General features: G+C 63.3%; 17 protein-coding genes. 8 read left to right on the forward strand and 9 right to left on the reverse strand.

Annotated elements, in window-relative coordinates; all coding sequences use genetic code 11:
- Positions 1 to 4: 4 nt before the first annotated feature.
- Genes ATH90_RS17375 through ATH90_RS17390 form a run of 4 tightly spaced genes read right to left on the reverse strand, consistent with a single transcriptional unit; the run spans position 5 to position 2,090 of the window.
- On the reverse strand, positions 5 to 493 hold the full coding sequence (locus ATH90_RS17375; protein WP_034107215.1) for a Csu type fimbrial protein: 489 nt from the start codon (positions 491 to 493) through the stop codon (positions 5 to 7).
- A 2-nt stretch (positions 494 to 495) separates the two neighbouring features.
- Positions 496 to 1,038 (reverse strand): Csu type fimbrial protein, encoded by a 543-nt coding sequence (locus ATH90_RS17380; RefSeq protein WP_034107216.1) that lies wholly within the window; start codon positions 1,036 to 1,038, stop codon positions 496 to 498.
- Between the two features lie 18 nt (positions 1,039 to 1,056).
- Positions 1,057 to 1,599: a Csu type fimbrial protein gene (locus tag ATH90_RS17385; protein WP_098466874.1), complete on the reverse strand. Its 543-nt coding sequence runs from the start codon at positions 1,597 to 1,599 to the stop codon at positions 1,057 to 1,059.
- The gene (locus ATH90_RS17390) at positions 1,593 to 2,090 is read right to left on the reverse strand and encodes a Csu type fimbrial protein (RefSeq protein WP_052211139.1); all 498 of its coding nucleotides are present in this window, start codon (positions 2,088 to 2,090) and stop codon (positions 1,593 to 1,595) included. Before ATH90_RS17390 ends, ATH90_RS17385 begins: the two co-directional genes overlap by 7 nt.
- A gap of 215 nt (positions 2,091 to 2,305) precedes the next feature.
- Between ATH90_RS17390 and zapE the strand changes: the two genes are divergently transcribed.
- The gene (gene zapE / locus ATH90_RS17395) at positions 2,306 to 3,400 is read left to right on the forward strand and encodes a cell division protein ZapE (protein WP_098466875.1); all 1,095 of its coding nucleotides are present in this window, start codon (positions 2,306 to 2,308) and stop codon (positions 3,398 to 3,400) included.
- 39 nt (positions 3,401 to 3,439) lie between these two features.
- Positions 3,440 to 4,741 carry a protein kinase gene (locus tag ATH90_RS17400; RefSeq protein ID WP_098467694.1) on the forward strand — a complete coding sequence of 434 codons (1,302 nt, stop codon included), beginning with the start codon at positions 3,440 to 3,442 and terminating at the stop codon, positions 4,739 to 4,741.
- A 122-nt stretch (positions 4,742 to 4,863) separates the two neighbouring features.
- Here ATH90_RS17400 and ATH90_RS17405 read toward each other — a convergent pair whose 3' ends face one another.
- Positions 4,864 to 5,571 (reverse strand): YebC/PmpR family DNA-binding transcriptional regulator, encoded by a 708-nt coding sequence (locus tag ATH90_RS17405; RefSeq protein WP_028616915.1) that lies wholly within the window; start codon positions 5,569 to 5,571, stop codon positions 4,864 to 4,866.
- A gap of 109 nt (positions 5,572 to 5,680) precedes the next feature.
- Positions 5,681 to 7,006: an MFS transporter gene (locus ATH90_RS17410; RefSeq protein WP_034107223.1), complete on the reverse strand. Its 1,326-nt coding sequence runs from the start codon at positions 7,004 to 7,006 to the stop codon at positions 5,681 to 5,683.
- Between the two features lie 255 nt (positions 7,007 to 7,261).
- Between ATH90_RS17410 and ATH90_RS17415 the strand changes: the two genes are divergently transcribed.
- Positions 7,262 to 8,158, forward strand: a complete 897-nt coding sequence (locus tag ATH90_RS17415; RefSeq protein ID WP_069077733.1) for a LysR substrate-binding domain-containing protein — start codon at positions 7,262 to 7,264, stop codon at positions 8,156 to 8,158.
- Here the strand turns inward: ATH90_RS17415 and ATH90_RS17420 are convergent.
- The gene (locus ATH90_RS17420) at positions 8,128 to 8,988 is read right to left on the reverse strand and encodes a LysR substrate-binding domain-containing protein (protein WP_034107227.1); all 861 of its coding nucleotides are present in this window, start codon (positions 8,986 to 8,988) and stop codon (positions 8,128 to 8,130) included. The genes ATH90_RS17415 and ATH90_RS17420 overlap by 31 nt on opposite strands.
- A 113-nt stretch (positions 8,989 to 9,101) precedes the next feature.
- Here ATH90_RS17420 and ATH90_RS17425 point away from each other — a divergent pair, with 113 nt between their 5' ends.
- The 3 genes from ATH90_RS17425 to ATH90_RS17435 all read left to right on the forward strand — a co-directional run bounded on the left by ATH90_RS17425 (position 9,102) and on the right by ATH90_RS17435 (position 11,778).
- The gene (locus ATH90_RS17425) at positions 9,102 to 10,211 is read left to right on the forward strand and encodes a 2-aminoethylphosphonate--pyruvate transaminase (RefSeq protein WP_098466876.1); all 1,110 of its coding nucleotides are present in this window, start codon (positions 9,102 to 9,104) and stop codon (positions 10,209 to 10,211) included.
- A 28-nt stretch (positions 10,212 to 10,239) separates the two neighbouring features.
- Positions 10,240 to 11,067: a phosphonoacetaldehyde hydrolase gene (gene phnX, locus ATH90_RS17430; RefSeq protein ID WP_069077731.1), complete on the forward strand. Its 828-nt coding sequence runs from the start codon at positions 10,240 to 10,242 to the stop codon at positions 11,065 to 11,067.
- A 114-nt stretch (positions 11,068 to 11,181) separates the two neighbouring features.
- Entirely contained in the window at positions 11,182 to 11,778 is a 597-nt protein-coding gene (locus ATH90_RS17435; RefSeq protein WP_098466877.1) for a cytochrome b, read from the forward strand.
- A 41-nt stretch (positions 11,779 to 11,819) separates the two neighbouring features.
- On the opposite strand, the gene ATH90_RS17440 is transcribed toward ATH90_RS17435, so the two are convergent.
- A complete protein-coding gene (locus ATH90_RS17440; RefSeq protein ID WP_034107234.1) occupies positions 11,820 to 12,704 on the reverse strand; it encodes a 1-aminocyclopropane-1-carboxylate deaminase/D-cysteine desulfhydrase in 885 nt (294 codons plus the stop codon).
- A 57-nt stretch (positions 12,705 to 12,761) separates the two neighbouring features.
- Positions 12,762 to 14,801 carry an NADPH-dependent 2,4-dienoyl-CoA reductase gene (locus ATH90_RS17445; RefSeq protein ID WP_098466878.1) on the reverse strand — a complete coding sequence of 680 codons (2,040 nt, stop codon included), beginning with the start codon at positions 14,799 to 14,801 and terminating at the stop codon, positions 12,762 to 12,764.
- A gap of 212 nt (positions 14,802 to 15,013) precedes the next feature.
- On the opposite strand from ATH90_RS17445, the gene ATH90_RS17450 reads away from it, so the two are divergent.
- A complete protein-coding gene (locus ATH90_RS17450; RefSeq protein ID WP_034107238.1) occupies positions 15,014 to 16,144 on the forward strand; it encodes a carbon-nitrogen hydrolase family protein in 1,131 nt (376 codons plus the stop codon).
- Positions 16,141 to 17,169, forward strand: a complete 1,029-nt coding sequence (locus ATH90_RS17455) for an AraC family transcriptional regulator (protein ID WP_098466879.1) — start codon at positions 16,141 to 16,143, stop codon at positions 17,167 to 17,169. Before ATH90_RS17450 ends, ATH90_RS17455 begins: the two co-directional genes overlap by 4 nt.
- Positions 17,170 to 17,316 lie beyond the last annotated feature (147 nt).

A 17,316-nucleotide genomic window follows, 5' to 3' on the forward strand; every position in this document is an offset into this window, starting at 1 on the left:
AGCCTTACCACGTCAGCTGCACCTGCAGCGTGTCGCTGTATGTCCCCCCAGGCTGATTGCCCGGCAATTGCACCCGCCCATAGATCGGCAAGCTGATGGTGTTCGCATCGCTGTAGGCCACGTTGACGCTCTGGCCTATCCCCAGGCTCTGGCTGAACGCCGCATCCCGAAACAACTGGTAAGCCACGCGCGCGCTGCCGCTGTTGAGCTGCAAATTGCGCCCGGTGCTGCTGTGCAGCCCGCCGTCGACGCTCATGCTCAGCGCCACCCCCGGCGTGCATTGCAACGTGACGCCCCCCGTCAGCGCTGCCGTGACTGTGTTGGTGGCCAGGGCCGAGTAGCTGCCGTAGGTCAGTGCGCCATAATTGGAGCCACCGCCCACAATCAGGCAGCCGGGGGTGATGGTCGCGCTCACCTGGAAGCTCTGGCTGGTCACTGCCGACAACGGCAGCGGCACCGCCAGCCCACAAGCCAGCAACGCTCTGAGCCACATCGCTAGAACGTCAGTTCCACGGCCACAGTGTCGGTGTAGGTGCCCGCCGGCAGCCCCGCCTTGCCCACTGCCCGACCGTAGAGGTTGACGGTCTGTGCCACGCCGGTACTGGTGGCGAGGGTGATCACCCCGTCAATCGCCAGCAGCGCGGAGTGGCCGCTGTCGGTGTAGAAGTCGTAGGGCACGAAGTTGCCCGCACCGTCGGCCAATGCGCGACTGCCACCCGGGGAAGCGCCGTCATGGGCGCCGGCGCGCACCTTGACCGCTGGCGTGGTGCCGCTGGAGCACAGGATCGACAACGCCCCACCGGTGCCGGTACCGCCCAGCAACTGGGCATCGGCGTTGGTGAACAGGCTGTTGGTGGTACCAAAATTCAAGGAACCGAAGTTCAGGCCGGTGGCCGCCCCGGAGCCGTTCACCTGGCAGCTGGCGATCAATATCAGGCTGGAGGTGATCTGCCCGGTCACCGTGGTGGCGGCGTTGAGGCTGGAAGCCATCGCCAGCCCCAGCGCACAGACGCCTAATCGCGAAACAAGTACATGCATGGTTTTCATCCTCTTGAGTTACCAGTCCAGTGTCACCGTCAACGTGTCGGTGTAGATCCCTGCCGGTAAGGCACTGGTATTTGCCACCACGGAGCCGAATACCGGGATCGGTATCTGGGTGCCCCTGGCCACGACAAAATTGCGTTGCTGCCCGATGCTGTAGGTGCTGCGCCCCTGCGGGTCGGCGGACAGTCGATAAGGAATCATCTGGCGTCCATTGCTCAGGCGCCGGGTGGTGCCGTCGGCGTTGGTGCCGCCATCGATGGTCACGGTGAAGCTCGAGACCGAGGGGTTGCAGGACACCGCCAAGGGCGCCTTGTCACCGTCGGTGATGCCAGCGCCGAGCGGGTTGCTCCAGGTCGGACCCTGGCTGCCGAAGTCGAGCATCGCCGTGCCGCCCGTGGGGTTGACCGGCGCGCTCTCAATGCCTTTGCTCACTTCGCAACTGGCAGTGATCACCAGCCGAGCCTGGATCAGCCCGCTGGCGGCAGCCGCCTGCGCGTCATCTGCCAGCACCAGCAGGCCGCCCATGGCCACCAGGGCCAGGCAACGGCTTACCATGTCACCGTCACCTTGAGCAGGTCGGTGTAGCGGCCGACGGCGGGAATGTCCTTGAGAGGCTCGATCCGGCCATAGAGCGGCAGGTCGACGAAACCGGCGTCCGGCACCCTGCCGCTGAGTGGCACGTCCACCGGCAAGGGCACGCGCCGCGCGGCGTCGGCGTAGATGCGATAGGGAATGGGTTTGGTTGACGAGGTGGCGCTGAGATAGCGCACTTCACCAGTGCCGCCATGCAAGCCGCCGTCGACGCGTACCTGGTAAGGCGTGTCGGGGTTGCACTCCAGGCGCGGCTGGCGCTGGCTGATCAGCGCCGCACTCAGGGGCCCGGCCGGGTCATCCAGACGCGGGCCGCTGCCGAAATCCAATACGCCAAGTTGCTCGATGCCAGCGCTGCGGGTAGTGCCCACCAGCTGGCAGCCCCGCTGCACGTCGATACGCACCTCCACCTGGAGCTGTGCACCGTAAGCCGTGCTGCAGAGCATCGCGCCCATGACTGCCAATACTGCTCGTCCCTTCACTGCCCCAACTCCTTGTACAGGGGTGACTCCTGTGTAGGAGGGTAGACACTTGCCGAGAAACTGCCAGTCTGGACAGGCGTGCATCCGTGACATGCTTTTTCGAGATAGCGCGTCGCGCCCTTATCTATTGGTCAAAACGCAACGAGCGCCCTAAAGTAAGCGACCACTGAAATACAGAGTGACTTGCATTGGCCGCGCTTTCCCTGATCCGTCGCCTGCTCGGTAACAAAACCGAGACCCTTGACGCCTCGCCCATCCCCGCGTTCTTTCAGCAAAAGGCCGAGCAACAGGGTTACACCCTCAGCACCGGCCAAACCCGAGCCATTGCAGCCCTGTCCCAGGAAACCCAGCACCTGCTCGCCGGCCAGCCCGCCCGCAGCCTCTACCTGCACGGGCCGGTGGGGCGTGGCAAGAGCTGGCTGCTGGATGGCTTTTTCCAGGCGTTGCCGATTGCCGAGAAGCAACGCGTGCACTTCCATGACTTTTTCGCCCAACTGCATCGCGGTATGTTCAAGCATCGCGACCAGGACGATGCCCTGGCCGTGACCCTCGATGAACTGCTGACAGACTGCCGGGTGCTGTGTTTCGACGAATACCATGTCCACGATATCGGCGACGCCATGCTGATCACGCGGCTGTTCAAGGCTCTGTTCGAGCGCGGTGTGCTGGTGCTGGTGACGTCTAACTATGCGCCCCAAGGCTTGCTACCCAACCCGCTGTACCACGAGCGCTTCAAGCCGGTAATCGACCTGATCGCCGCGCGCATGGAGGTGCTGGAAGTCAGCTCGCCCCAAGACTTTCGCAGCCTGCCCCAGGCCCAAAGCGAACAACGCTTTACCCGCGGTCGGTACGTATGGCCGGGAACCGCAAGCCAGCGAGTGGCACTGGGTCTTCCCGCTGCGGGCTGCCCCGCCCTACCCTTGGCCGTCGGCCACCGGACCTTGATGTGCCGCGGCCACACGGGACGCAGCGTTGCCTTCACCTTCAACGACCTGTGCGAACAGCTGACGGCGGTGATGGACTACCTGCTGCTATGCCAGGACTACGACCACTGGATCATCGACGGCCTGCCACTGTTGGCGGAGTGCCCGATTGCCGTGCAGCAGCGCTTTATCAACCTGGTGGATGTGCTTTATGACCGGGACAAACAGCTGGTATTGATCGGCGAACGGCCGCTCGATGTTGCCTTGGGCGGCCAGGCCATCGACCTCGCGCGAACGGCCAGCCGTCTGGGCCAATTGCAGCAGGCCGGCCCGCAACCTGCGCGCGACCCGGTATCATGAGCGCCATTTACGCCTTCTAGCCGAGTGACCGCGCCGTTCATGAATACCCTCGCCCAACTCAAGGCCGGCCAATTGGCCGGTATCACGCGCCTGGACCTGTCCTGCGGGCTGACTGAATTCCCGCGGGAAATCTTCGAACTGGCCGATTCCCTGGAAATCCTCAACCTCAGCGGCAACGCCCTGAGCAGCCTGCCTGACGACCTGCATCGCCTGCCACACCTGCGCGTGCTGTTTTGCTCCGACAATTTGTTTACCGAACTGCCGGCCAGCCTGGGCCAATGCGCCAAGCTGAGCATGATCGGCTTCAAGGCCAACCAGATCAGCCACGTGCCCGCCGCCGCCCTGCCGCCCCCGTTACGCTGGCTGATCCTGACCGATAACTGCATCAGCGAGCTTCCACAGGCATTGGGCGAACGGCCACTGCTGCAGAAGCTGATGCTGGCCGGCAATCAACTGGCGCAGTTGCCAGAAAGCCTGGCCAACTGCCATAACCTTGAATTGCTCCGCATCGCGTCCAACCGCTTCACGCGCCTGCCGCAATGGCTGCTGGCGTTGCCCAGCCTGACGTGGCTCGCCTATGCCGGCAACCCGGTGGAAATGGCCGTCGACGTGATGAGCGATGATGCGACAGCGAACATTCCCTGGTCCGAGCTGGAACTGGCCGAAGTGCTCGGCGAAGGCGCTTCCGGCATCATCCGCAAAGCACGGTGGAAACCATCAGGCAAAGCCGTCGCCGTCAAACTCTATAAAGGCAGCATCACCAGCGACGGCTCGCCGCTGCACGAAATGCAGGCCTGCATAGCCGCCGGGTTGCACCCCAACCTGATCAAGGTAGCGGGCCGCGTTGTCGGCCACCCCGACCACCAGGCCGCACTGGTGATGGACCTGATCGATCCCAGTTACCGCAACCTCGCCGCGTTGCCCAGCCTGGCTTCGTGCACCCGCGACGTCTACGAACCAGGCACCCGCTTCAGCCTTGAAGTGGCGTTGCGCCTGGCACGCGGGATCGCCTCGGTGGGCGCGCACCTGCACCGCCACGGCATCACCCATGGCGACCTGTACGGCCACAATATCCTGTGGAATGAAGCGGGCGATTGCCTGCTGGGGGATTTCGGCGCGGCGTCGTTCCATGCAACGGCGGATACCGTGGAGACCCGGGCGTTGCAGCGTCTCGAGGTGCGGGCGTTTGGGGTGTTGCTGGGGGAATTGTTGGAGCGGGTTGAGGATCAGGTCAGTGATGACCTGGTAGCACTGCAACTCAGCTGCTGTCAGCCCAATGTGTTGGCGCGGCCGGGGTTCGACGAAATCGAAACCTTGCTGGGTGCTATCCAACACGTCTAAACCAATGTGGGAGCGGGCTTGCTCGCGAAAGCGGCGTGTCAGTCGACCTACTTATTGACTGACCCACCGCATTCGCGGGCACGCCCGCTCCCACATTTAGATCACCTATAGCCCGCTAGCTATCAGCCCGCCAGACCGACGAACATGTCCTGCACGTCATCATGGTTGTCCAGGCCTTCGAGGAACGCTTCGACTTCTGCCATCTGCTCATCGCTCAAGCCACTCACCGGGTTCTTCGAGAGGTAGCCCAGTTTGGCCGACAGCACGGTGAAGCCCTGCTCCGGCAAGGCTTTCTGTACTGCGTCGAGGTCGGTGGTCTCGGTGATGAACAGGGTGGTGCCTTCTTCTTCACCGTCTTCGAAATCCTGGGCACCGGCTTCAATGGCGGCCATTTCCGGATCGGCGTCCGGGCTGTCCGGCGAGGCTTCGATCAGGCCGACGTGGTTGAAATCCCAAGCCACGGAGCCGGAAGCACCGAGTTGGCCCTTGCGGAACGCTACTCGGATTTCGGCCACGGTACGGTTGATGTTGTCGGTCACGCACTCGACGATCAGTGGCACCTGGTGCGGGGCGAACCCTTCATAGGTCACGCGGTGGTACTGCACGGTTTCGCCGAGCAGACCGGCGCCTTTCTTGATGGCGCGGTCCAGGGTTTCCTTGGGCATCGAGGCCTTTTTGGCCTGTTCCACCACCAGACGCAGGTGAGCGTTGGTCGAGGTATCGGCGCCGTTGCGCGCGGCGATGGTGATTTCTTTCACCAGCTTGCCGAAGATCTTGCCCTTGGCATTGGCTGCCGCTTCTTTATGTTTGACTTTCCACTGTGCGCCCATGACTCACTCTCTTCTATCCATCGCGCCGAAACGTCTACTGGCCGGCGCTTTGGGGGCAGAGTTTATAGGGCAAAAACGCTCTAATCCACCAAAAAACCGGCCATACCCCTCAGGTTCGCAAGGGTTTGATCGCCACGTTGCGGTCCGGCACGAAATCCCCGACCTGGGCCAGCACTGCCGGCCGGGCATTCCAGTACGGCATCAACACCAGCGAAGAAAACAACGCGGCCCCGGCAAACACGATAAACACCGTCACGGTATCGAAGTACCCCGGCAGCAGCCCGCCGAGGATCGCGCCCACCGAGCCGCAGCCATTCACAAAGCCGGCGGCGGTGGCACCGGCCTTGGCGGTGCCGAAGTCGATGGCAGCGGTGCTGCTGATCATCGAGTCCGGCCCGTACAGGGTCAGGCCCATGACAAACAGCAAGGCCATCACCAGCATCACACTGCCGGTATGCAGCGCCCCCATGAACAAGGCCAGGGCCACGGTCAGGGCCAGCAGGCTGAGCACACAGGCGGGCATGCGTCGGGCGCCGAAGAGTTTGTCGGACGCCAGGCCGATCAGTACCGGACCGAGCAAGCCCGCCAGCTCGAACGCCGTGGGCACGATCGCCGCCCCCACTTTGCCCACCGACGGCATCTGTTCATAGACGATCACCGGGCCCCACAACAGGATCGCGTAACGCGCCGGTTTCAACAGGAAATACGCCAGCCCCAGGGTCAGCACCGTGCGGTTGCGCAGGATCGCGCGTAATGGCTCCAGCACGCTGATGCGTTTTTCGGCGGCGGCCTCCTCCGCGCTCAACGCCGGCTCCGGTTCGACGGCGGGCAAGCCCACATCCTGCGGCGTGTTGCGCTGGAAGATAAAGAACAGCAGCGCCACCACCGCCACCACCGCTGCACTGGAGATAAATGCCGCGTGCCAACTGCCTATCAAGGTGTAGGCCCACCACCCCGCAAAGGGCGAGGCTACCAAGCCACCGAACGCGTAGCACGAACTCCACAACCCCAGTACCCGTCCGCGCTGCTGCGCCGGGAAGAAACTACCGAGGTTCTTGCACAACCCCGACCAGCCAGTGGACTGCGCCAGGCCTTGGATCAACATGCATGTCACAAAGATCGGCAAGGTCGCGAACGTGCCCATGACCAGGGCGGCGGCAGCGGAAATCAACAAGCCGCCCAGCACCACGACCCGCGGCCCGAAGCGATCGGCCAACATCCCCCAGGTGAATTGCCCGACGGCATACGCCGCCAGGTAGAGACCGTCCAGGTTGGCCATCATCATTTTATCGAGGGGGAAACTCGGGTCGTCGCCAATGCCCAGCTTGGCCACCGAGAACGCTTTGCGAGTGAAATAAAAGGCGGCGTACGCCAGCCAGGTGATGGCGAATATCTGCACGCGCCAACGCTTGATGCTACCCATAGGGATATTCATGGTGGTTCTGACCTCAGGTTGAGTGTGCCGGCAGAATCGAGAAGCAAATGCCTGTTTTTTTATTGTTGAGCACTGCAATACCGGTCCCCGGGGAACGGCATTGGTCAGATGAGCCCTGTTTGCCAGGGCTCATGGTCACCGCGGTTGTAGGACTCAACCTACAGCAACTGAGGCGTATAAAAGCAATGGCAGACTAATAGGTAAAATCGATTTATCGTATTTCAAATATAAGCTGAGCTTGTAGGAGGTCTGTTGATGTCGGTGTCTCATGCGCAACTCAAAGCCTTTCACGCCGTAGCGGTCCACGGCAGCTTTACCCAGGCCGCCGAACGGCTGTTCCTCACGCAACCGGCGATCTCCGACCAGGTGCGCAAACTTGAAGAGCGCTTTGGGGTGTTGCTGTTTCATCGCAACAAACGTGCAGTGCGCCTGACCGACCTGGGTGAACGCCTGCTCGCCATCACCCAGCGCCTGTTTGTGATCCAGGCCGAAGCCGAGGAACTGCTGCAAGACTCGCGCGCCCTGCTCACCGGCACCCTGACGCTGGCGGTGGACGCACCGGTCCACGTGCTGCCGCAGATCGCGCGTTTCTGCGAGCGCTACCCGGGCATCAGCGTGAAGATCGAAACCGGCAATACCGACGAATCACTGTCGCGCTTGTACAACTACCAGGCCGACCTGGCCTTGCTGGGGCGCGATGTCGATGACGAACGGCTCTTGTCGTTGCCCTTGCCCGACGACCAGCTACTGGCTTTTGTCGCGCGCAACCACCCGTGGGCCGGGCGCGAATCTATCTGCCTGGCGGACCTGGACGACACGCCCCTGGTGCTCAGGGAAACCGGCTCTGTCACCCGCCAGACCCTGGAGCAAGAGATGGGCCAGGCCGGGCTGCGCATTCGCCCGGCGATCCAGGTCGAAGGCCGGGAAGCCGCACGAGAAGCGGTGGTGGTGGGGATTGGGGTGGGGGTGGTCTCGGCGGCGGAGTTCGGCGCGGACTCACGGGTCTACGCCATGCCGATCCGCGATTGCAGCCAGCGGATGAAAGAAACCCTGGTGTGCCTCAAGGAGCAGAGCTCACGGCGGGTGGTGGCGACGTTCCTCGACATCATGCGCGAGAGTCTTCAGCCCGGCGCCAGCTCGAAGAACGCCTGAATCAGGCGCAGCGACCGGCGCCGCTCCATGCAACCAAGCACATGCCGGTTCACCAGGCCATCACCCAGTAGCGGCACCGCCCGCACGCGTGGGTCCTGGCTGACCTCCATGGACGAGACCACACCGACGCCCAACTCGGCGGCGACGGCCTCGGTCACCGCTTCCCGGCTGTCGAGTTCCAGCAGCACCTTGGGTTTTACACCGGTCGCGGCACACGCGTCATCGAACGTACGCCGGGTGATCGAACTGGGTTCGCGCAGCACCATGATCACCTCATTCAATTGCGCCAGGCGAATGCCCCCAGATTGCATCGCCCACGGATGCGCAGCCGGCACCAGCGCGCAGATCCGCGATTCACTCAACGGTTGCAGGTGCAGGCCATTGCGCGGCGCCACTTCGGTGAGCACGGCCACATCCGCATGCTCGGACAACAGCGCCGCCAGGGTTTCCTGGGCATTGCCCAGGCGCAGGTTCACGGTGATCCCCGGGTAACGCGATCGCAGGCTGGCGATCATTGGCATCACCAGGTGCGGGCCGTCCGCTGCCACTTCCAGCCGCCCGGTGAGCAATTGACGGTTGGCCTCCAGCATCGTCTGCGCTTCGTCCACCAGGCCAAAGATCGCCCGGGTGATTGACGCCAGGCGTGCGCCCTCCTCGGTCAACTCGACCCGTCGTGCGGTGCGCCGCAGCAACGGGATCTGGTAGTACTCCTCCAGTGCCTTGATGTGCCCGGTCACCGCAGGCTGGCTGATGAACAGCCGTGCGGCGGCACGGGTGAAGCTGCCCTCGCGGGCCACGGCATCGAATGCACGCAGTTGGAACAAATTCATGGCTATCGGCCTCACTGATAGCTCGCATAACAACAAACAATTTGATTGATAACAAGCCAAACTGCAATTTAAGCGCCGTAGCTTCAACCCCCGATGCCTTGCGAGGACTTGAGATGACCACTGCCGCGCCGATCCTGCTGACCCCTGGCCCCCTGACCACATCGAACCGCACCCGCCAAGCCATGATGGTGGACTGGGGGTCATGGGACGACCGCTTCAACCAACTCACGGCCAGCGTATGCGAGCAATTGCTGGCGATCCTCAACGGCGAAGGCAGCCACCATTGTGTCCCCTTGCAGGGCAGCGGCACCTTCGCCGTCGAAGCCGCCATCGGCACCCTCGTCCCGCGTGACGGCAAGGTGCTGGTGCTGATCAACGGCGCGTATGGCAAGCGCCTGGCGAAAATCTGCGAAGTCCTGGGCCGCGAGTTCAGCACCTTCGAAACCGCCGAGGACGAGCCCACTACCGCCGCCGATGTGGACCGTCTGCTACACGCCGACCCGGCCATCACCCACGTCGCCCTCATCCACTGCGAAACCAGCACCGGCATCCTCAACCCACTGCCACAGATCGCCCAGGTCGTAAAAGCCCACGACAAACGCTTGATCATCGACGCCATGAGTTCGTTCGGCGCGCTGGCAATCGACGCCCGCGAAGTACCATTCGACTCCCTGGTCGCCGCCTCCGGCAAGTGCCTGGAAGGCGTGCCGGGCATGGGGTTCGTCTTCGCCAACAAACAGGCGCTGGCCGCCGCTCAAGGCAATTGCCACTCCCTGGCAATGGACCTGTTCGACCAGCACAGCTACATGGCCAAGACCGGCCAGTGGCGCTTCACCCCTCCTACCCATGTAGTCGCCGCCCTGCACGAAGCGCTGCTGCAGTACCAGGAAGAAGGCGGCCTGATCGCGCGGCATAAACGCTACGCCAGCAACTGCCAGGCGTTGCTCGACGGCATGGCTGAACTGGGACTGCGCAGCTTCCTGCCGGCTGACATCCAGGCGCCGATCATCGTCACCTTCCATGCACCGCGGGACCCGCGCTATCAGTTCAAGGACTTCTACGAACGGGTCAAGGCCAAGGGTTTCATTCTGTATCCCGGCAAATTGACCCAAGTGGAAACCTTCCGCGTGGGCTGCATTGGCCATGTCGACGCGGCAGGGATGCGAGCAGCGGTCAAGGCAATCGCCGACGTGCTGCAAGAAATGGAAGTGTTGGACATTTGATTCCCCCATTACCCACAGGACCTGAATGATGAACTATCAAACCCCCAACACCCTCCAGGCCGTCATCCTCGACTGGGCCGGCACCGTGGTCGACTTCGGCTCGTTTGCCCCAACGCAGATCTTTGTCGAGGCCTTCGCCGAGTTCGACGTGCAAGTGTCCATCGACGAAGCCCGTGGCCCGATGGGCATGGGCAAGTGGGACCATATCCGCACCCTGTGCGACCAACCACAGGTTGCCGAACGCTACCGCAAGGCGTTCGGTCGCACCCCCACCGACGATGATGTGACCGCCATCTACCAGCGCTTCATGCCATTGCAGATCGAGAAGATCGCCGAACACTCGGCCCTGATCCCCGGCGCCCTCGACACCATCGCCCAACTGCGCAAGCAAGGCATCAAGATCGGTTCCTGCTCCGGCTACCCCAAGCAAGTGATGGACAAGGTCGTTGCCCTGGCGGCCACCAACGGCTATATCGCCGACCATGTGGTCGCGACCGACGAAGTGCCCAATGGTCGCCCATGGCCAGCCCAGGCGCTGGCCAACGTGATTGCGCTGGGCATCGATGACGTGGCGGCGTGCGTCAAGGTCGATGACACCGTGCCGGGTATCCTCGAAGGCCGCCGCGCCGGGATGTGGACCGTGGCCCTGACCTGCTCCGGCAATGCCCTCGGCCTGACCTATGAGCAGTTCTGCGCCCTGGAGGCTGCCACGCTGGCCAGCGAACGCAAGCGCATCGAGGCCATGTTCGAAGGCTCGCGCCCGCACTACCTGATCGACACCATCAACGAGCTGCCCGGTGTGATCGCCGACATCAACCAGCGCCTGGCGCGCGGGGAAATGCCGCAGACTCACTGACAGAGGTCAAAACAACGGCATTCAAGCCAGGCAAAGCGCTCAGAACCGGCATACAGTAAACGCACTCCGTCGCCAAAGAACGGAGGTATGCCCTGATGAGTGAGGAACCCAGCGATGCCGTGGAAAAACTCCGATACGCGCTACAGCACCATGTCGATCGCGTTGCACTGGTTGATGGTGGTGCTGCTGGCGGTGGTCTACGCCTGCATTGAGCTACGCGGCCAATTCCCCAAAGGCAGCGGTGCACGAACGTTGATCGTCGAGATGCACTTCATGTTTGGCCTCACCGTGTTTGTGCTGGTGTGGCTGCGCTTGTTCGCGCGCAGCCTGGGGGTGGCGCCGAAAATCATACCGGCGCCGCCGCAATGGCAGCGCCTGTTGGCAACCCTGATGCACGTCGCGCTCTACGCGCTGATGATCGGCATGCCGATAGCGGGCTGGCTGATTGTCAGTGCCGAAGGGCATTCGGTGATGTTCTACGGCATGGAGTTGCCGCCCCTGATCGGTGAGAACAAGGCGTTGGCCAAGCAGATCGAGGGCTGGCATGTGTGGTTCGGCAAGGTCGGTTACTGGCTGATCGGGCTGCATGCACTGGCGGGGATCGCCCACCATTACATCCTGCGGGACAACACCGCGTTGCGCATGCTGCCGGGTAGGAGCGGGCTTGCTCGCGAAGGTGGCGGGTCAGCCACCAAATCCACTGAGCGATAAGCCGCACTCGCGAGCAAGCCCGCTCCCACAGGGGATGCTCGTTAAACTGCAAACCCCCGGCGGCCTTGCAGGCCGCCGGTGTGGACGAAAACCACGCGCGTACCGGGGGTGAAGCGCCCGGCTTCGATCTGCGCCTTCAAGGCCAGTAGCGCCTTGCCGGTGTAGAGCGGTTCCAGAGGCAAACCGCAGGCCTGTTCGGTGGCTTCGATAAACGCGAGCAGCAACGGGTCGACGCTGGCAAAGCCACCGCGGCTGGCGTCCAGCAGTTCATAGCCGCCTTGCACGATGGCCTCCACGTTCTGCGCCACACCGTGGTCTTCCGGCACGGCCATGGCGCCGTACACCGGGTGTGCGCCCGCCTCTGCCAGCGCCAGGCCGGCCAGCGTGGTACCGGTGCCTGCGGCCAGCCACCAGGCGTCGTAGTCCGCCCAACCCAGAGTGTGCAACTGCGCACGCACCTGCTCGACCAGCACCGCGCAACCCAAGGCACCCGCACGGCCTGCGCCGCCTTCGGGCACAGGGTGCAAGCCCGGATACTGCTCGCACCATGGCCGCCAGAAACCGGGTTCATGCCGCGCCCGATAGCCGCCATAGCCCAGCCAATGCAGCTGCATGCCAAAGGCTTTCAGGTCGAGGACGGTGGGGGTGTCTTGCGCATGCCCGCGCAACAGGCCGACGGTGGGGAACCCGAAGCGCTTGCCGGCAGCGGCCAACGCGTGCAGATGGTTGGAGTAAGCGCCGCCCAGGCTGATGAGGCCGCGAGCGGTTGGCGCCTGCGCCAAGTGTCCGGTGAGCTTGAACCACTTGTTGCCGCTGATCAGCGGGTCGATGCGGTCCAGGCGCAGCACAGCCAACTCGACACCGTTCAGCCAATCCAGCTGCAAGGGTTCAAGCGGTGCGTGGGGAAGCCAATCGAAGGGACCCATCGGGAGGGATCTGCCTGGAAAACGGGGCGGTAGTCTAACACCGCCCCGCTCGGGGTCTTACAGCTCGGCAGCGAGACGCGAGCCCTGGTTGATGGCGCGCTTGGCGTCCAGTTCGGCCGCCACGTCGGCGCCGCCGATCAGGTGCACGTTCTGGCCTGCCGCGACCAGGCCGTCGTGCAGTTCGCGCAGCGGGTCCTGGCCGGCGCAGATAACAATGTTGTCCACCGCCAGCACCTGGGGTTCACCCTCGGCGCCAATACGGATATGCAGGCCTTCATCGTCAATCTTCAGGTACTCGACGCTGTTGAGCATCTGCACCTGCTTGTTCTTCAATCCGGTACGGTGGATCCAGCCAGTGGTCTTGCCCAGGCCATCGCCGACCTTGGAAGTCTTGCGTTGCAGCAGGAACACTTCACGCGCCGGCGCATGGGGTTGCGGCTTGATCCCGGCCACGCCGCCACGGGCTTGCAGCTGGGTGTCGATGCCCCACTCTTTCCAGAACGCTTCGCGGTCCAGGCTGGTGGACACGCCCTGGTGCACAAGGAACTCCGACACGTCGAAACCGATGCCGCCCGCGCCGATCACAGCCACACGCTTGCCCACCGGCTTGCGCTCAAGGATCACGTCCAGGTAGCTCAGCACCTTGGCATTGTCGATCCCTGGGATCGCCGGGGTGCGCGGCGCGATGCCGGTCGCCAGGATGATCTCGTCATAGCCGCCGGCCGCCAGTTGCGCCACGTCCACACGGGTATTGAGGCACAGCTCCACGTGGGTGGTCTGCAGCTTGCGCTTGAAGTAGCGCAGGGTTTCGAAAAACTCCTCTTTGCCCGGCACACGCTTGGCAATGTTGAACTGGCCGCCGATCTCGCTGGCGGAGTCGAACAGCGTCACCTGATGGCCACGCTCAGCGGCCACCGTGGCCGCCGCCAGACCGGCAGGGCCGGCACCGACCACGGCGATCTTCTTGATCTGCTTGACCGGCAGGTAGTTGAGCTCGGTCTCGTAGCACGCCCGAGGGTTGACCAGGCAGGTGGTCAGCTTGCCGCCAAAGGTGTGGTCCAGGCACGCCTGGTTGCAACCGATGCAGGTGTTGATCTCATCGGCGCGGCCGGCGGCGGCCTTGTTGACGAATTCAGGGTCGGCCAGGAAGGGGCGCGCCATGGACACCATGTCCGCATCGCCCTCGGCAAGAATCTGCTCGGCGATTTCCGGGGTGTTGATGCGGTTGGTGGTGATCAGCGGAATCTGCACCGCACCGCGCAACTTGGCGGTGACCTTGCTGAACGCGCCACGAGGCACCTTGGTGGCGATGGTCGGAATGCGCGCTTCGTGCCAGCCGATGCCGGTGTTAATGATGGTCGCGCCGGCGCCTTCGATGGCCTTGGCCAACTGCACGATCTCTTCCCAGGTGCTGCCGCCTTCCACCAGGTCAAGCATCGACAGGCGGAAGATAATGATGAAGTTCGGGCCTACGGCCTCACGCACGCGGCGCACGATTTCCACTGCCAGGCGCATACGGTTTTCGTAGCTGCCGCCCCAACGGTCGGTACGTTGGTTGGTGTGAGCCGCGAGGAACTGGTTGATGAAGTAGCCTTCGGACCCCATGATTTCCACACCGTCGTACTCGGCGACCTGGGCCAGCAACGAACAGGTGACGAAATCCTGAATCTGCTTTTCGATGCCCTCTTCGTCCAGCTCCTTGGGCTTGAACGGGTTGATCGGCGCCTGTATCGCGCTGGGTGCAACCTGCTTGGGGCTGTAGGCATACCGACCGGCGTGGAGGATCTGCATGCAGATCTTGCCGCCCGCCTCATGCACGGCCTGGGTAACGATCTTGTGCTTCTGCGCTTCTTCGTCGGTGGTCAGCTTGGCCGCGCCGGAATACACCCCACCTTCGTCATTTGGGCCAATGCCGCCCGTGACCATCAGGCCTACGCCACCCCGGGCGCGCTCGGCAAAATAAGCTGCCATGCGCTCGAAACCACCGGGTTTTTCTTCAAGGCCCGTGTGCATCGAGCCCATCAGGGTACGGTTGCGCAAGGTGGTAAAACCCAGGTCCAACGGGGCCAGCAGGTGCGGGTAGGCAACAGCGGTCATGGTCAAGCTCCACAACGGATCATCACGGGACGTGGCAGGCTCGAATGGCCTGCCATCGGTTTATGCCCCACAGACTAAGAGGCGCTGGTCGACGGCTCAATGACTGAAACTGACAACTTATTGATCCAAATGCACAGCGGCCCTTGGCAAGCCCGCCCATGGGCCCTACCCTAGTCGGCGAACCCTGCACACGGTCTGTTGTCTGTTCCCCCATGCGTAAACTTCTAGCTTTTACCGTCACCATGGCCCTGGTTGCCGCCGTCGCCGCGTATCTGGTCTGGACCCAGGAGCGCCCCGTGGCGCATTACCTGTCCGACCTGCGTATCACCCTCGCCGTCAACGAAGGCCTGCCTGCCGACCGTGGCAACTTGCTGGGCATCCAGCCGGAGCTGTTTCCGGCCGACTACCAGAGCCTTGAACGCCTGCACCTGAAGCTCGCGGCCTACCTGCAAAAAGCCCGTGACCTGGGGCTGATCAACGACAAGACCATCGTGGTGCTGCCCGAACATATCGGCACCTGGTTGATGCTCACGGGCGAAAAGAACGAGGTGTACCAGGCCCTGCACGTGAAGGACGCGATGAACTGGCTGTCGGTCAGCAACCCGTTGCTGTTTGCGCGCGCCTGGATCAGCGCCACGGGCGACAACCGCACCGATGACGCCTACCTGCGCATGAAAGCCTCTGGCATGGCGCAGGACTACCAGCGGTTGTTTGGCGGCCTGGCCAAGGAGTTCGGCGTCACGCTGGTGGCCGGCTCCATCACCCTGCCCAACCCGAGTGTCAGCCAGGGGCAACTGCAGGTCGGCCATGGCGCGCTGTACAACGCCAGCCTGGTATTCAGCGCCGACGGTTTGCCCGTGGGCCAACCGCAGCGCCAGCTGTACCCGATCTATGATGAACGCGGCTTTATCGAACCCGGTGATGAAAACGTCGTCAACGTGGTCGATGCCCCGGCCGGACGCCTCGGCGTGCTGGTGGGCAGCGACAGTTGGTACCCGGACAACTACCGCAAACTCAACGAACAAGGCGCGCAGTTGATCGCGGTGCCGGCCTTTGTGCTCGGCCGTGATACCTGGGACCGCCCTTGGCGCGGTTTCAAAAGCGTCTCCACCCCAAGCGAAATCAGCCTCAAGCCCGAAGAGCTCAGTGAGGGCGAAGCCTGGCGCCGTCTGACCCTGATCAGCCAGTCCCCCGTCAGCCAGGCCAGCGCGGGCATGAGCGTGTTCCTGCGTGGGCAGTTCTGGGACCTGGGCACTGCCGGGCATAGCTTCCTCAGCAGCCATGGGCAGATCAGCGCCGATGGCGAAGCCCGTGGCGCACGCTTGTTGAATATCTGGCTGTGAAACCGGTACGGCTGGGGGACCTGTCGGTGGGCTTCGTGCACACCCTGGCCGATGCCATCCACAGCCACGGGCTGGACCCGCAACCGTTACTGCTGCAGTACGGACTCGACCCAGCGCGCCTCGCCGAGGCGGGTGCGCGCCTGTCGATCCCGCGCTACATGCGCCTGGGCCATGCGGCCATCCAACTCACCGGCGACCCGGGCCTGGGCCTGCGCATGGGCCAGCTCAGCCGGTTGAGCCAGGCCGGGCTGGCGGGGGTTACCGCCGCCCAGGCCCCCAACGTGCGCGAGGCGGCGCGCGCGTTGACGCGCTTCGAAGCCCTGTATGGCTCCAATTATCGCGGTCAGTCGAGCTTCGTCGAGGATGCCGAAGGCGCTTGGCTGCGCTTCTATTCCATCAGCCCCTACAACGCCTACAACCGCTTTGTGGTGGACTCGATCATCGCCGGCTGGCTGCATCAACTGTCGAGCCTGGCCCAGCAACCGGTGCAGGCACAGCGCATCGACATCGAGTTTGAAGCGCCGGACTACAGCGAGCACTACAACACGCTGGGCGACATTCACTTCGGCGCCGACGCCAATCAACTGCGCCTCAACCAGAACACCCTGGCGCTGCGCAACCCGCAGCACTGCCCCAGTACCTGGCAATTGCTATTACAGCTGTGCGAGAGGGAATTGGAGCAGTTGACCCGCACTCGCAGCCTGCGCGAGCGCATCACCCGGTTGCTCGGGCCGATGCTCAATGGCGGCCGGGAACCCGACCTGGAAGAAGTGGCGGCACGCCTGAAGCTGCCCACCTGGACGCTGCGCCGCAAACTGGCCGAAGAAGGCACTCAGTTCCGCGCGATTCTCAACAATACCCGGCGCGACCTGGCCATGACCTACATTCGCGACACTGAACTGGCATTCGGCGAGATCGCCTACTTGCTCGGTTTTGCCTCGGCCCAAGCTTTTCAACGGGCCTTCAGGCGGTGGAACAACCAGACCCCAGGGGAATTTCGCCGCAGTCAGCGGCATTCCGCCTGAGCTCGGTCCTACAGCTCTGTTGCATCGTCTGCCGGTTCCAGCGGGTCTGACTCAATCGCGTGGTACTCGAGCAGTTCTTCCTGGTAATCGTCCATGGCGGACTCCTTGTTGGTGTTAAAAGCGGCTGCTGATTAATGACCTGCACAG

Source organism: Pseudomonas lurida, assembly GCF_002563895.1.
In the GTDB taxonomy this organism is placed as follows: domain Bacteria; phylum Pseudomonadota; class Gammaproteobacteria; order Pseudomonadales; family Pseudomonadaceae; genus Aquipseudomonas; species Aquipseudomonas lurida.